The organism is Ruegeria sp. H7 (genome assembly GCF_056532945.1).
Map to the genome: position 1 here is coordinate 435,311 of NZ_JBQFNZ010000002.1, position 14,215 is coordinate 449,525.

General features: G+C 60.2%; 13 protein-coding genes and 3 tRNA genes. 9 read left to right on the forward strand and 7 right to left on the reverse strand.

From position 1 onward, the window contains the following. Positions 1–41 precede the first annotated feature (41 nt). The 4 genes from zwf (at position 42) to ACR0AC_RS07205 (ending at position 5,572) form a co-directional block, all read left to right on the forward strand. The gene (zwf, locus tag ACR0AC_RS07190; RefSeq protein ID WP_170450323.1) at positions 42–1,496 is read left to right on the forward strand and encodes a glucose-6-phosphate dehydrogenase; all 1,455 of its coding nucleotides are present in this window, start codon (positions 42–44) and stop codon (positions 1,494–1,496) included. Next, a complete protein-coding gene (pgl, locus tag ACR0AC_RS07195; protein WP_170450325.1) occupies positions 1,493–2,164 on the forward strand; it encodes a 6-phosphogluconolactonase in 672 nt (223 codons plus the stop codon). Before zwf ends, pgl begins: the two co-directional genes overlap by 4 nt. Positions 2,165–2,169: 5 nt before the next feature. Then, positions 2,170–3,774 (forward strand): glucose-6-phosphate isomerase, encoded by a 1,605-nt coding sequence (gene pgi, locus ACR0AC_RS07200; RefSeq protein WP_480872587.1) that lies wholly within the window; start codon positions 2,170–2,172, stop codon positions 3,772–3,774. A gap of 178 nt (positions 3,775–3,952) precedes the next feature. After that, positions 3,953–5,572, forward strand: coding sequence for a long-chain-fatty-acid--CoA ligase (locus tag ACR0AC_RS07205; RefSeq protein WP_170450329.1), 1,620 nt, complete (start codon positions 3,953–3,955; stop codon positions 5,570–5,572). A 21-nt stretch (positions 5,573–5,593) separates the two neighbouring features. Here the strand turns inward: ACR0AC_RS07205 and ACR0AC_RS07210 are convergent. The 3 genes from ACR0AC_RS07210 to ACR0AC_RS07220 all read right to left on the reverse strand — a co-directional run bounded on the left by ACR0AC_RS07210 (position 5,594) and on the right by ACR0AC_RS07220 (position 6,867). Further along, positions 5,594–5,668, reverse strand: a tRNA-Asn gene (locus tag ACR0AC_RS07210). 134 nt (positions 5,669–5,802) lie between these two features. Next, positions 5,803–5,877, reverse strand: a tRNA-Asn gene (locus tag ACR0AC_RS07215). Between the two features lie 75 nt (positions 5,878–5,952). Further along, positions 5,953–6,867, reverse strand: a complete 915-nt coding sequence (locus ACR0AC_RS07220; RefSeq protein ID WP_480872589.1) for an MBL fold metallo-hydrolase — start codon at positions 6,865–6,867, stop codon at positions 5,953–5,955. 44 nt (positions 6,868–6,911) lie between these two features. Here ACR0AC_RS07220 and ACR0AC_RS07225 point away from each other — a divergent pair, with 44 nt between their 5' ends. Further along, the gene (locus ACR0AC_RS07225) at positions 6,912–8,231 is read left to right on the forward strand and encodes an ATP-binding protein (protein ID WP_170621863.1); all 1,320 of its coding nucleotides are present in this window, start codon (positions 6,912–6,914) and stop codon (positions 8,229–8,231) included. A gap of 92 nt (positions 8,232–8,323) precedes the next feature. On the opposite strand, the gene ACR0AC_RS07230 is transcribed toward ACR0AC_RS07225, so the two are convergent. Then, a tRNA-Ile gene (locus ACR0AC_RS07230) sits at positions 8,324–8,400 on the reverse strand. 106 nt (positions 8,401–8,506) lie between these two features. On the opposite strand from ACR0AC_RS07230, the gene purM reads away from it, so the two are divergent. From purM to rnd, 3 genes are all read left to right on the forward strand, one after another. Then, positions 8,507–9,553, forward strand: a complete 1,047-nt coding sequence (gene purM / locus ACR0AC_RS07235; RefSeq protein WP_480872591.1) for a phosphoribosylformylglycinamidine cyclo-ligase — start codon at positions 8,507–8,509, stop codon at positions 9,551–9,553. Then, positions 9,550–10,146 carry a phosphoribosylglycinamide formyltransferase gene (purN, locus tag ACR0AC_RS07240; protein WP_170450337.1) on the forward strand — a complete coding sequence of 199 codons (597 nt, stop codon included), beginning with the start codon at positions 9,550–9,552 and terminating at the stop codon, positions 10,144–10,146. Before purM ends, purN begins: the two co-directional genes overlap by 4 nt. A gap of 114 nt (positions 10,147–10,260) precedes the next feature. Further along, positions 10,261–11,418, forward strand: a complete 1,158-nt coding sequence (rnd, locus tag ACR0AC_RS07245) for a ribonuclease D (protein WP_170450339.1) — start codon at positions 10,261–10,263, stop codon at positions 11,416–11,418. Positions 11,419–11,424: 6 nt separating this feature from the next. Here rnd and ACR0AC_RS07250 read toward each other — a convergent pair whose 3' ends face one another. Further along, complete coding sequence (locus tag ACR0AC_RS07250; protein ID WP_170450341.1) at positions 11,425–11,952, reverse strand: hypothetical protein; 528 nt, start codon at positions 11,950–11,952, stop codon at positions 11,425–11,427. 140 nt (positions 11,953–12,092) lie between these two features. Here ACR0AC_RS07250 and ACR0AC_RS07255 point away from each other — a divergent pair, with 140 nt between their 5' ends. After that, entirely contained in the window at positions 12,093–12,503 is a 411-nt protein-coding gene (locus ACR0AC_RS07255) for a SufE family protein (RefSeq protein ID WP_480872594.1), read from the forward strand. 2 nt (positions 12,504–12,505) lie between these two features. On the opposite strand, the gene ACR0AC_RS07260 is transcribed toward ACR0AC_RS07255, so the two are convergent. Both ACR0AC_RS07260 and ACR0AC_RS07265 read right to left on the reverse strand, forming a co-directional pair. Beyond that, positions 12,506–13,165, reverse strand: coding sequence for a DUF1638 domain-containing protein (locus tag ACR0AC_RS07260; protein WP_480872596.1), 660 nt, complete (start codon positions 13,163–13,165; stop codon positions 12,506–12,508). Between the two features lie 179 nt (positions 13,166–13,344). After that, positions 13,345–14,043, reverse strand: a complete 699-nt coding sequence (locus ACR0AC_RS07265) for a cobalamin B12-binding domain-containing protein (protein WP_170450348.1) — start codon at positions 14,041–14,043, stop codon at positions 13,345–13,347. Positions 14,044–14,215: the final 172 nt, after the last annotated feature.

The window sequence follows — 14,215 nt, forward strand, 5'->3', positions numbered from 1 at the left end:
TAACATTGGACATGCCGACAGGGGCAGGGTAAGGACGGGCCATGGTTTCTCGCGTCATACCTGTTGACCCATTTGATCTGGTCATTTTCGGCGGCACCGGCGATCTGGCGCAGCGCAAGATTCTGCCTGCTTTGTTTCGCAGGTTTTGCGCCGGGCAATGGCCCGGTGATGCCAGAATCATCGGCGCAGCCCGCAGCGACCTGACCCCGGATGGGTTTCGCGAAATGGTGGCCGGTTCGCTAAGGCTGAACGCGCCCAGACGGGCGGCAGATTCGGATGCATTGCGCGGATTTTTGCAGCGCGTCGATTATGTTGCGCTGGATGCGATGTCGGCGGACGGGTGGGGCGATCTGTCGACCAGACTGACGGATGATCGTGTTCGGGCCTTTTATTTCTCGGTCGGGCCGCGCCTGTTTGGTCCGTTAGCGGAACAGATCAGATCGCATGGCTTGGTCACGGCGCAGACCCGGATTGTGGTCGAAAAACCCTTTGGTCATGATCTGGAAAGCGCGCGAACGCTCAACGCCACGTTGGCGGCGCATTTTGACGAGGGGCAGATTTACCGGATCGATCACTATCTGGGTAAAGAGACGGTCCAGAACCTGATGGCCGTGCGCTTTGGCAACATGCTGTTCGAGCCGTTGTGGAACAGCCAGTATGTCGATCACATCCAGATCACCGTCGCGGAAACTGTCGGCGTGGATGGGCGCGAGGAGTATTATGAGCGCGCCGGTGCCATGCGGGATATGGTGCAGAACCACCTGATGCAGCTGCTCTGCCTGATCGCGATGGAGCCGCCAGCCAAGTTTGATCCCGACGCCGTGCGGGATGAAAAGCTGAAAGTGATCCGCGCGCTTGATCCGGTCGAACCGCATCACATCGTCCGGGGTCAGTTCGCGGCCGGTCCGGACGGGCCGGGCTATCGTGAGGTCGTGGGCCACCCACGCTCGACCACTGAAAGCTATGTGGCCCTGAAAGCTCATGTCAGCAACTGGCGGTGGGCGGGAACGCCGTTTTATCTGCGTACCGGCAAGCGGCTGGTCGCGCGGTCCTCGGTCATCAATGTGCAGTTCAAGGACGCGCCGCATTCGATCTTTGGTGAGGCTGCGGGGCGGCACGCGAATGCGCTGTCCATCCGGCTGCAGCCGAACGAAGGCATCACGCTGAAGGTGACGATCAAGGAACCGGGACCGGGTGGAATGCGTCTGATCGACGTGCCCTTGGACATGAGTTTCGCCGAAGCGCTGGGGCCCGAAAATCAGGATCCGCCCGATGCATACGAGCGATTGGTGATGGACGTGATCCGGGGCAATCAGACCCTGTTCATGCGCGGCGACGAGGTCGAGGCCGCATGGGCCTGGACCGACCCGATCATCGCCGGTTGGCAGGCGCGCGGCGATGTGCCCAAACCTTATGACAGCGGCAGCACAGGCCCCGGCGACGCCGAGCTGCTGATGAAACGAGACGGTCGCCTCTGGCAAGGAATAAAGCCATGAAAATTCAGGACTATGCCGACCGCGATATGCTGGCTATAGACGTCGCGAACGCCTTGGCCGGAGAGCTTGAGGCGGCGCTGCTGCACAATGAAACGGTTGCACTGGCAGTGCCCGGTGGCACCACGCCGGGTCCGGTGTTCGACGTGCTTTGTGCCGCCGATCTGGCATGGGATCGCGTGCGCGTCATGGCCACCGATGAGCGTTGCGTGCCCGCTGATAGCGACCGTTCGAACGAGCGTCTGATCCGCGAGCGGCTGCTGACCAACCGCGCCTCGGTCGCGCAGTACATCCCGCTTTATGTTCCGGGGGCCGAGCCAGAGGCTGCTCTGCCGGAAATCGAGTCCCTGATCGCGCCGGTTCTGCCGCTTTCGGTTTTGGTTCTGGGTATGGGCGAAGACATGCACACGGCCTCGCTGTTTCCGGGAATGGAGGGGCTGGCCGCTGCGCTGGACAGCCACGCGCCAACGCTTGCCGTGGCCCGGACCGAGGTTCAGCCGGAACCGCGCATCACGCTAACCGCGCCGGTTCTGGACGGGGCACTGTCCAAACACCTAATTATCTTTGGCGCGGCCAAACGCGATGCGCTGGAACGCGCCATGTCTTTGCCCCCCGAGGATGCGCCGATCGCCGCTGTTCTGAGTGGCATGACCGTACATTGGGCGGAGTGACTGTTATGAAACTGGATCACCTGAAATCGCTGGCAGGCAAGGCTGGGCGTATTCTGGATTTGTTCGACGCTGACCCGAACCGGGCGCAGGGCTTTTCCGCCTCAACCGGTGACATGGTGTTTGACTATTCAAAAACCCTGATCGACGCGGAGGTGCGCGCAGGGCTGATCCGCCTGTGTGACGAAGCCGACCTGGCCGCGCGGCGCGAGGCGATGTTCTCGGGTCAAAAGATCAATGAAACCGAAGGGCGCGCGGTGCTGCATACGGCGCTGCGCAATCTGGATGGGGGGGCGGTGCAGGTCGATGGGCAGGACGTCATGCCTGACGTGCTGGATACTCTGCACCGGGTGCGGGTCTTTGCCGAAGAGGTGCGCGGTGGTGCGATCTCGGGCGTGGGGGGCAGTTTTACGGATGTGGTGAATATCGGCATCGGCGGCTCGGACCTTGGCCCGGTGATGGCGACCCATGCGCTGTCGCCGTATCACGACGGCCCGCGCGTTCACTATGTCTCGAACGTAGACGGGGCGCATATTGCGGATACGCTGCGACAGCTGGACCCGATGCGAACGCTGATCATCGTCGCCTCAAAGACCTTCACGACGATCGAGACCATGACCAACGCCCGCACCGCACGGGCGTGGATGAGCGACGGCGGCGGTGACCCGACCAAGCAATTCGCAGCGGTCTCCAGCGCGTTGGACAAGACACAGGAATTTGGCATCCCGGCAGAACGAGTCTTTGGCTTTGCCGATTGGGTCGGTGGGCGCTACTCGGTCTGGGGACCGGTAGGTCTGCCGGTGATGATCGCCGTGGGGTCGAACGCGTTTGATGCGTTTCTGCGGGGCGGGCAGGCGATGGACCTGCATTTCCGCTCGGCCGAATGGGGTGAGAATATGCCGGTTCTGCTGGCACTTGTCGGCATCTGGCACCGTCAGGTGTTGGGCTATGCCAGCCGCGCGGTTCTGCCCTATGACCAGCGTTTGCTGCGCCTTCCCGCCTATTTCCAACAGCTTGAGATGGAATCGAATGGCAAATCGGTAGCGATGGATGGATCGGACCTGACCGTTCCCTCTGGCCCGGTTGTCTGGGGCGAACCCGGCACAAACGGCCAGCACGCGTTTTACCAGCTGATCCATCAAGGCACCGACGTCATCCCCTGCGAGTTCATGGTTGCCGCCGAAGGGCACGAGCCGGAACTGGCCCATCATCACCGCCTGTTGCTGGCCAATTGTCTGGCCCAGTCCGAGGCGCTGATGCGTGGCCGGTCACTGGACGAGGCCCGCGCCCGGATGGCAGAAAAAGGCTTTGAAGGGGCCGAACAGGACCGCCAGGCCCGCCACCGCGTGTTCCCCGGAAACCGCCCCTCGACCACGCTGATCTATCCCAAGCTGACTCCGTTTGTGCTGGGCCAGATCATTGCCCTTTATGAACATCGCGTGTTTGTCGAAGGCGTGCTGCTGGGCATCAATTCGTTCGATCAGTGGGGCGTGGAACTGGGCAAGGAACTCGCCACCTCGCTGGGGCCGATTGTGGACGGCGATGAAAGCGCGGCGGGTAAGGATGGATCGACCGCGGCATTGGTTGTATATGCTCTACGGCACCGCGATTAACGCCATTTAACGCAGCTTGCCCTGCGGGCGGGTTGCATTTTTTAATTGTCAGACAATTAAATGCTTGGCAGGGTTTCCCCTGAGGATAAGTCTGAATTGACGCGCGGGGCCACACCCCCAGGTGTCGAGGACAAGGCGATGGCCGCACATGGTCGCGCCGAGAATGGGGAGGATGTCCATGCTGGGACAGATGATGACGCAGCCTTTGCTGATCTCGTCGCTGATTGATCACGCCGAACGTTATCACGGGCAGACCGAAATCTACTCGGTCGAAACCGATGGCACCGTGACGCACACGAACTGGGCCGAGGTCGCCGGCAATGCGCGCAAACTGGCATCCGCGCTGACCAAGCTGGGATTAGAGCCTCAGGACAGGATCGGCACGTTGGCCTGGAACAACCGGCGACATCTTGAGATCTACTATGGCACTTCGGGCGCGGGATATGTGTGCCACACGGTCAATCCGCGTCTGTTCCCCGAGCAACTGTCCTATATCATAAACCACGCGCAGGACCGGGTTCTGTTTTTTGATGCCACCTTTATCCCTCTGGTCGCGGCTCTGAAATCCGCGCTGACCGAGGTCCGGCACTTTGTCCTGATGGGACCACGTAATGACGAGGCGCTGTCCCAGATCGATGGGGTGGAGTTCTATGATGAACTGATCGAGACCGGCGATGCGGATTTTGTCTGGCCCAGTTTCGATGAAAACATGGCGTCGAGCCTGTGTTACACCTCGGGCACGACGGGGAACCCCAAGGGTGTCTTGTATTCCCATCGTTCGACTTTGCTGCACAGTTTTGGGTCAAACACCCGCGATTGCATCGGGTTTTCGGCCCGCGATGTGGTGATGCCGGTTGTGCCGATGTTCCATGTGAATGCCTGGGGCTCGCCCTATGCCTGTGCGATGTCGGGGTCCAGAATGGCGTTGCCCGGCCCGGATTTGCATGGCGAGGCGCTGGTTAACCTCATCGACACCTACGGCGTGACGCTGGCTATGGGCGTTCCCACGATCTGGCAGGGATTGCTGGCCCATGCGGCGCAATCGGGCAGCCAGCTGACCAGTCTGCAACGCACCGTGATTGGCGGCGCGGCGTGCCCGCCATCGATGATCGACACGTTCCGCGACACCTATGGCGTTGACACGATTCACGCCTGGGGGATGAGCGAGATGAGCCCGCTGGGCACAACCAATACGCCGCTTGCCAAGCATCTGGACCTGCCCATCGAAGAACAGCGCAAAATACGCGAGAATCAGGGCCGTCCGCCGTTCGGGGTGGAACTGAAAATCGTTGATGACGATGGCAATGATCTGCCCCATGACGGCGAAACCCAAGGCGATCTGATGGTGCGCGGCCACTGGGTTCTGGACAGCTATTTCCAGATGCAGGATCAGGAGTTGTTGCAGGATGGCTGGTTCGCCACCGGCGATGTGGCGACCCTGGACCCGGACGGCTACATGACGATTCGGGACCGGTCCAAGGACATCATCAAATCCGGTGGCGAATGGATCAGTTCGGTGGAACTGGAAAACATCGCCGTTGCCCATCCAAAGCTCGCCACCGCTGCCGTTGTAGGTGTACCGCATCCGAAATGGGACGAACGCCCCTTGTTGGTGGCTGTGAAAGCCGAAGGGCAGGACCCAAGCGAACAGGAACTGCTGGCCTTCTTCGATGGAAAAATCGCCAAATGGCAAATCCCGGACAAGGTTGTTTTCGTTGATGCTTTGCCACTGAACGCAACCGGCAAAGTGCTGAAACGCAACCTGCGCGCGGATTACAAGGACGCCCTGGCGGGATGATCTTGCGCGTGTGAGGGTGAATGGCTCCGGCGGTAGGGATCGAACCTACGACCAATTGATTAACAGTCAACTGCTCTACCGCTGAGCTACGCCGGAACGGTCCGCGCCGTATAACAACCAGATTTCGCGTCGTCCAGAGGGTACAGGCAAGTTTTTTTGACAGGGCAACTCTGGCCGCAATTCATTGGTGATTGCGCCCAATAGAAGCATGATTTTGAGGGGGAAGATTTTGGCTCCGGCGGTAGGGATCGAACCTACGACCAATTGATTAACAGTCAACTGCTCTACCGCTGAGCTACGCCGGAACTGAGGGCGCGTATAACAACCCGGATTTTCCTCGTCCAGTGGGGAAGCGTGCGTTTCGTAAAATTTTTTCGGGCTCAATCCTGCCGGGCAAAAACGGCGTCTGCGGACAAGGCGCCGCTATGGGTTGCCTTGGATTTTCCAACCAGATCAACCAGATGGGCAAACACATTGCGTTCCGCTGCGGGCAGAAGGGATTTGGGAGTTTCTGTGTAAATACGCTCGGCCAAGTCTCGGGCCGTGCCGGGGCGGTCTTCCAGCGCCGACAGGATTTGCGCCTCGCGTCCAAGGCGGTGCTGAATCAGCCACTCCAACCGCCCGGACGGGTCGGTGATGGGCGCTCCGTGCCCGGCGTGGAAGACCGCCCATTCGCGTTCCTGAAGCCGGTAACAGGCGGTCATGAAATCGGTCAGGTCTCCGTCAGGTGGTGACACCAGCGAACTGGCCCAGCCCATCACGTGATCTGCGGAGAAACAGGTCTGGCCCCAGGCCAATGCGATGTGGTTGCCCAGATGTCCCGGCGTGTGGATCACCTCAAGCTGCCAATCCTCTCCCTCAATCACCTCTCCATCGGCGACTTCGATGTCCGGGCGAAACTGCGTATCGATGCCTTCACCGCCTCCGGCCAGACCGTTTTGGGCCAGTTGGGACATGACCGCGCTGCGCCCGGCCTCGGGCCCCCCAAAGGCGTAGATCTGCGCTCCGGTGCGTGCAGCCAGTGGTGCCGCCAGCGGTGAGTGATCCAGATGGCTGTGTGTCACAAAGATATGACTGATCTTCTGGCCCGGTTCCAAAGCCTCCAGAATCGCATTTAGATGCGCGTCCGACAAAGGGCCGGGATCAATGATTGCGATATCCCGCTGCCCCAGCAGATAGGTATTGGTGCCCCGATAGGTCATGGGCGAAGGGTTGGGGGCCAGAATGCGCCGCACCCCCGGTTGCAACTGCGTGGCAATCCCGGCGGGCGGGTTGAAATCGTCTGGGGCCTGCATTCTGTCCTCTTCCTCTTACCCGGGCAGCCCGCTAGGTTTAGCGCATGTCTTCGCAATGGCTCAAACCCTATCTGCCACACAGTCTTTACGCCCGGGCGGCGTTGATTCTGGTTGTGCCGGTGATCGTCCTGTTGCTGGTGGTCGGGAATGCGTTCCTGCAACGGCATCTTGAGGACGTGACCGCGCAAATGGTCCGTGCCGCCGCGCGCGAAGTTGATCTGATCACAAGCGCGATGAGTGATGTCGAGACACAGCAACAGGCCATCGCTGCCGTGCGTCCAGATCTGGTTGCGCTTGAAATCAGCGCGCGATTCCTTGGCATCAATGAAGAGCCGAATATCGGAACGCGGCGTTGGTATGATTTCATTGCGCCGCAGGTCGAGGCCAATCTGCACGCCCTTTTGCCGGATCTGGATGCCGTGGCGCTGCCCAACGGCCCGGACGCCCGGCTATATCTGGATACGCATCTGGGGACGCTCGAACTTGTGTTCGACCGCAGGCGGCTGGCCCCGACGGCACCGCACCAGTTGATCGTGACCATGCTGTTCTTTGCGATTGTCATGACGTCGATCTCATTTCTTTACATGCGCAACCAGTTGCGGCCGATTACGCGGCTGGCTGATGCAGCACAGGCGTTCGGACGCGGGCGCGTTGTACCTTACAACCCGGGCGGGGCGATTGAAGTACGTGCAGCCGGAAACGCTTTTCTGGACATGCGCGCCCGCATTGAACGCCAGATGGAGCAGCGGACGCTTATGCTGTCCGGCGTCAGCCACGACCTGCGGACCCCCTTGACCCGCCTGAAGCTTGGCTTGTCGATGCTGCCCGAGGATGAGGCCGCGCCGCTGCAGCAAGACGTCACCGAGATGCAGTCTTTGCTGGATGCTTTTCTGGATTTTTCCCGCGGCGCTGCCGAAGGTTCTCCGGAAGAGGTCGAGCCCAAGGCGCTTGTGCGCCAGATCGTCGAGGATGCCAAACGGGCCGGTTATCAGGCTGAACTGGTTGACGTTGACGGGCAGGGCACCGTCATGCTGCGCCCCATGGCCATTCGACGCGCGGTCGAAAACCTGATCGGGAACGCCGTCCGCTATGGCAATCGCGCTGACATAAGCCTGTCGGTCACGCCAAAAACCCTGCGCATCCGGGTCGAAGATGACGGCCCGGGCATCCCTTCGGAGATGCGGACCGAAGCGGTCAAGCCTTTCACCCGCCTTGATCCTGCGCGCAACCAGAACCAAGGCAGCGGCGTCGGCCTTGGCCTTGCCATCGTCGCCGACGTCGCCCGCGCGCATGGCGGAGTGCTAAGGTTGGGCAAAAGCGAGCGACTGGGCGGATTGTGCGCCGATATTATCATTGGGCGGTAGATGCGGCAGACATTTGGGCAACGCCGTGTCGGATCAATTCGAATGCGGAACGAGGAATCTAAGACCTGATTCCGTAAGAAAACCCGGTTTTCTGGTAGGCCCGGCAGGACTTGAACCCGCAACCAAAGCGTTATGAGCGCTCTGCTCTAACCAATTGAGCTACAGGCCCGCCTGAAGCTTTGAGTACCACGGTGAACGCCCGCGTCAAGCCTGACCGTTGCATAGATGCGCACAATCGACTAACCCGCCCGCAAAGCATTCGTAAGGGACCTACCATGACAGCGGGCAAGAACGGAATCACCTATGCCGATGCAGGCGTTGACATTGATGCAGGCAACGCTCTGGTCGACCGGATCAAGCCCGCCGCCAAGCGGACCAACCGCCCCGGCGTGATGAGCGGGCTGGGCGGGTTCGGAGCCCTGTTTGACCTCAAGGCGGCCGGGTATGAAGACCCCATACTGGTCGGGGCGACCGATGGTGTCGGCACCAAGCTGCGGATCGCGATCGATACCGGCGTCGTGGATGGCGTGGGCATTGATCTGGTGGCCATGTGTGTCAACGATCTGATCTGTCAGGGCGCTGAGCCCTTGTTCTTCCTCGATTATTTCGCCACCGGCAAGCTGGACACCGATACCGCTGCGCGGATCATCGAGGGCATTGCCGAAGGATGCGCCCAATCGGGCTGTGCCCTGATCGGTGGTGAGACGGCGGAGATGCCGGGTATGTACCCCGATGGCGATTTTGATCTGGCCGGCTTCTCGGTCGGCGCGATGGAGCGCGGGGCGGACCTGCCGGATGGGGTGCAGGAGGGCGATGTGCTGCTGGGGCTGGCCTCGAACGGGGTGCATTCCAACGGTTATTCTCTGGTGCGCAAGCTGGTTGAGATTTCGGGGTTGGGCTGGGACGCTGACTCGCCCTTTGGCGGCGGCTCGTTGGGTGAGGCGCTGCTGACGCCGACGCGGCTGTATGTAAAGCCCGCGCTGGCGGCGATCCGGGCAGGGGGCGTGCATGCGCTGGCGCATATCACCGGTGGTGGCCTGACCGAGAACCTGCCGCGTGTTCTGCCCGAAGGACTGGGTGCGCAGATCGATTTGGATGCGTGGGAGTTGCCGCCGGTCTTTGGCTGGATGGCTGAAACTGGCGGGATTGCCGAGGCCGAGATGCTGAAGACCTTCAACTGTGGTATCGGCATGATCGTTGTCTGTGACGCCGATCAGGCAGATGCGCTGTCGGCGCTGCTGACCGACGCAGGCGAGACTGTCTCGCGCATCGGCACGGTCACAGACACTGCGGGTGTGGCCTATTCAGGCAAGCTGCTGTGAGCCACAAGCGCGTCGCCATCCTGATTTCCGGGGGCGGGTCGAACATGGTGTCGCTGGTCGACAGCATGGCCGGCGATCACCCCGCGCGGCCCTGTCTGGTTCTGTCGAATGACGCGCAGGCAGGCGGTCTGGTCAAGGCCCGGGATCGCGGGATCGCGACCGCAGCCGTCGATCATCGCCCGTTCAAAGGCGACCGCGCCGCGTTTGAGGCTGAGCTGCTGAAACCGCTGGAAGAGGCACAGCCGGATATCGTCTGTCTGGCCGGGTTCATGCGGGTTCTGACCGGCGATTTCGTCTCGCGCTTTCAGGGCCGGATGCTGAACATCCACCCGTCTCTGTTGCCCAAGTACAAGGGCCTTCATACCCATGCACGGGCCATTGAGGCGGGTGACTCAGAACATGGCTGCACCGTGCACGAGGTGACGGCGGCGCTGGATGATGGTCCGATTTTGGGTCAGGCGCGGGTAAAGATTTCGCCCGAGGATACGCCCGAGGATCTGGCCGCAAAGGTTCTGGTGTGGGAGCATCAACTCTACCCGGCGGTGCTGCGCCGTTACGCAGAAGGCAACAGGTCCGTTCTTATGCTGCCCTGATCGCCCTTGGGTGATTTACACGCGCGTAAAAATCGTCTTATGGTCGCCTGTATCGCTCGGGACGCGGAAAAACGGGCAGTCACACAAAGAACAAGAGCAAGAATAGTACGGCGCATGAAAACCCTGACGACGACGCAAGAGCTGGCCGAATTCTGCTCGGCTGCTGCCGGATACCCCTATGTCACGGTAGACACCGAGTTTCTGCGCGAGCGGACCTATTATTCGAAACTGTGCCTGGTGCAGCTGGCCGTCCCGTCCGAGGATGAGGACAGCGCCGTTCTGGTCGACCCGCTGGCGGATGGCCTGTCGCTGGAGCCTCTGCTCGAGTTGTTCAAAAACGAAGATGTGGTCAAGGTGTTCCACGCGGCCCGGCAGGATCTTGAGATCTTCTGGGTCGAGGCCAATGTATTCCCGACCCCTCTGTTCGACACCCAGGTCGCCGCGATGGTCTGCGGTTTTGGTGAGCAGGTCGGCTATGAGACACTGGTGCGCAAGATTTGCAAGCAGGGCGTGGACAAGACATCCCGGTTCACCGACTGGTCCAAGCGTCCGTTGACGGATGCGCAAAAGACCTACGCCCTGGCCGATGTAACCCATCTGCGCCGGATTTACGAACATCTTGCGGCCGAGCTTCAAAAGACCAAGCGCAGCCATTGGGTATCCGAGGAATTGCGCACGCTGACGCAGCCGGGAACCTATGACATCCGACCCGAGGATGCGTGGAAACGGGTGAAAACCCGCACCAACTCGGCCAAGTTCCTCGCCGTCGTGCGGGAACTGGCACAATTCCGTGAAGCGTACGCGCAGGAAAACAACGTACCACGCAACCGGGTGTTCAAGGATGATGCGCTGATCGAGCTTGCCTCGACCAAACCCAAAAACCCGTCGGAACTGGGCGGATCGCGCCTGTTGCTGCGCGAGGCGCGTAAGGGTGCGATTGCCGATGGTATTCTGACTGCCGTGAAGCGTGGCGTGAACTGCCCGCCGGACCAGATGCCCAAGGTCGATACCTCGCGCGACAAGCTGAAGGTCAACCCGGCGCTGGCGGATTTGCTGCGCGTGCTGCTGAAATCGAAAACCGAAAGTTCGGGCGTGGCCGCCAAGCTGATCGCGACCAGTTCCGAACTGGATCAGATCGCAGCGGGCGAGCGCGAATTGCCTGCCATGTCAGGCTGGCGGTTCGAAGTGTTCGGCGAGGATGCTTTGAAGCTGTGCGAGGGCAAGATTGCACTGGCCGCCAAAGGTCAGGCCGTCAAGGTCGTTTCACTGTAAACGCCCTTAACGCCGCCGCGATTCCAGAGCGTTTTGCTGTCCGACCACCCGGACCACGCGGATGCCCTCTAGGTCTTGCTTGGTGACATTGATCGCGTCGGACACCATGCGCGTCCTCTCAGACCCTTGAGCGGTCTGATAGGTCGGGTAGTTCACGCGAAACACAAATTCCAAAACGCCGTTCTTCCGGTTTTCTTCTGATTCCACAGGTACAAGCCGCGCCTCATATGCGCCCTGACGGATTGCAGTACCCGAGGCGTATACGATTGCGCCTGACGGTATGGCATCGATCCGCAATTCATCGATCTTGGCGATAGGAACGCTGGTATCGACCTCTTCAGGGCGCGCAAACAGGCCGCGACCGCCGCGTTGTTCGGGAATCAACGCATCGGCGTCATTTGCCGGAGCTGTCTCGACCGGGGCCGGGGTGCTGGAGCCAAACCAGTTCGACGGGTTCACGCGCGACTCGCGCCAACTGTTACAGGCGGTCAGGGTCAGTGCGACGACGACAAGGATGGACAATGATTTTTGCATGGACCCACGGTTCTTTGGCTGTATTTCAGTCAATGGGTTAGCGCAATTTCCGCCCCTTGAAAAGCCACGGCAGGGGCTGGACAGCCGTGCATCGCCGCCTTAGGTCACAATTGTGAATGCAACGGAAGGACCGCCGCACAATGGCAACGCCCGCCTTTGAAGACATCGTCGAGGATTTTGAGTTTCTGGAGGACTGGGAAGACCGGTACCGCCATGTGATCGAGCAGGGCAAGGCGATGGACCCGCTTGACGATGCGCTCAAGGTTCCGGCGACCAAGGTGAACGGCTGCGCCAGTCAGGTGTGGCTGCACCCAATGATCGAAAACGGCGTGTTCCGGTTTGACGGGGATAGCGACGCATTGATCGTGCGCGGGCTGATTGCGGTTCTTCGGTCGCTGTATAACGGTTTGCCCGTGGCCGAAGTTCCCAAGGTGGACGCAGGCGGTGAATTGGCGCGGCTTGGGCTGAACGACCACCTGTCAGCGCAGCGTTCAAACGGCTTGCGTTCCATGATCGAACGTATCCGCGACGTCGCGCAAGAGAACGCCTGACCCTAACCCGGTCGCTTGGCCCAGCCTTTCAGGGTGACCTCAAGATCGCCGTATCCGGTGAGGCGGCGTTCAAATTCCAGACCCATCTTGTCGGCACAGGCGCGGGCGCGTTCGGTCAGGGCAGGGTCATCGGTCTGGGCCTGATAGACGAGCTTTGTGTAATTGCCGAAATACATGTCCCGCAGTTCCGGGTGACGGTCCAACCCTAGCGGTTTCCATACAAAGGCATCGAACTGCCGGGCCAGAAAATCCGTCAGATAGAAAGCCGTCGTTTCATCATCGCCGTGGTCGGCGAAGGTCTGATTGCCTTCAAAAAACGAATAGCAATGGGGGCCTTTGACCATCTCAACCCCCAGACGTTCACAGGCTTGTTGCAGCAGCCCACCGGTGCCGCAATCGGCGTAGACCACAAAGATCTGGTCGTAATGATCGCGGTGTTTGGCCACGGCGTCCTCGACCGCCTGCGTGATCCGTTCAGGATGAATGTGCAGAATCGCCGGCAGACAGGTGAGCGCCATGTGATCCCAGCCATTGCGTTTTTTCAGATCCAGGATCTCGCGCGCCAAGGCTCCGCAGGCGATCAACAGGATGCTTCCAGAGGTATCGGTGGAGTATCCCTGATTGGTCAGGCTTGTATCGTCGGGCAGGGTGTCGTTCGGCATGGCTGTGCTTTCTGCTGCGCTGTGTTCAGAAAAGGACGAATGACGGTTTTGGGCAAGCCTTGCACCGACATCCTGTGTCAGGTCGCCGACGCCTTGGTTCCTGACCGCTTCACTTGTGACAATCCAACAAAAAAGCCGCCCATGTGAGGGCGGCCTTTCAATCAGATATGTCTGACGGGTCAGCCTGCCAGTTGGTTGTGCTTGCGCGACACGAACTCTTTCGCTGTCTCCACCGCAACGGCGGCGTCCCGGCAATAGGCGTCGGCACCGATGGCCTTGCCGAATTCCTCGTTCAAAGGTGCGCCGCCGACCAGAACGATGTAGTCGTCACGCACGCCTTGCTCGACCATCGTGTCGATCACGACCTTCATGTAAGGCATGGTGGTGGTCAGCAGGGCGGACATGCCCAGAATGTCGGGCTGTTCGTTTTCCAGCGCTTCCAGGTAGTTTTCGACCGGGTTGTTGATGCCCAGATCGACAACCTCGAAACCCGCGCCTTCCATCATCATCGAGACAAGGTTCTTGCCGATGTCGTGGATGTCGCCCTTCACGGTTCCGATCACCATCTTGCCTACGCGCGGGGCGCCGGTTTGCGCCAGCAGAGGCTTGAGGATAGCCATGCCGCCTTTCATGGCGTTGGCGGCCAGCAGAACCTCGGGCACGAACAGGATACCGTCGCGGAAGTCATGGCCGACGATGGTCATGCCACCGACCAGCGCTTTGGTCAGAACGTCATAAGGCATCCATCCGCGTTCCAGCAGGATGTTCACACCTTCTTCGATTTCTTCCTTCAGGCCATCGTAAAGGTCGTCGAACATCTGTTCGACAAGTTCGTCGTCGTTCAGTTCGGACAGGATGATGTCTTCTTCATCAGACATGGGGCGATTCCCTGAGCTGTTTGGACCATAGGTCCATGGTGGCATTTGTTCCGTTTTGGCTAAAACGTCGCAGTTTGACTGTGACGATTACGACCTCAGTGGTTTCGGGACCGACCTATAGGATAGAAATTCGCAATCTGCGACTGAATTCTTCGCAAGATCATTCTGCATA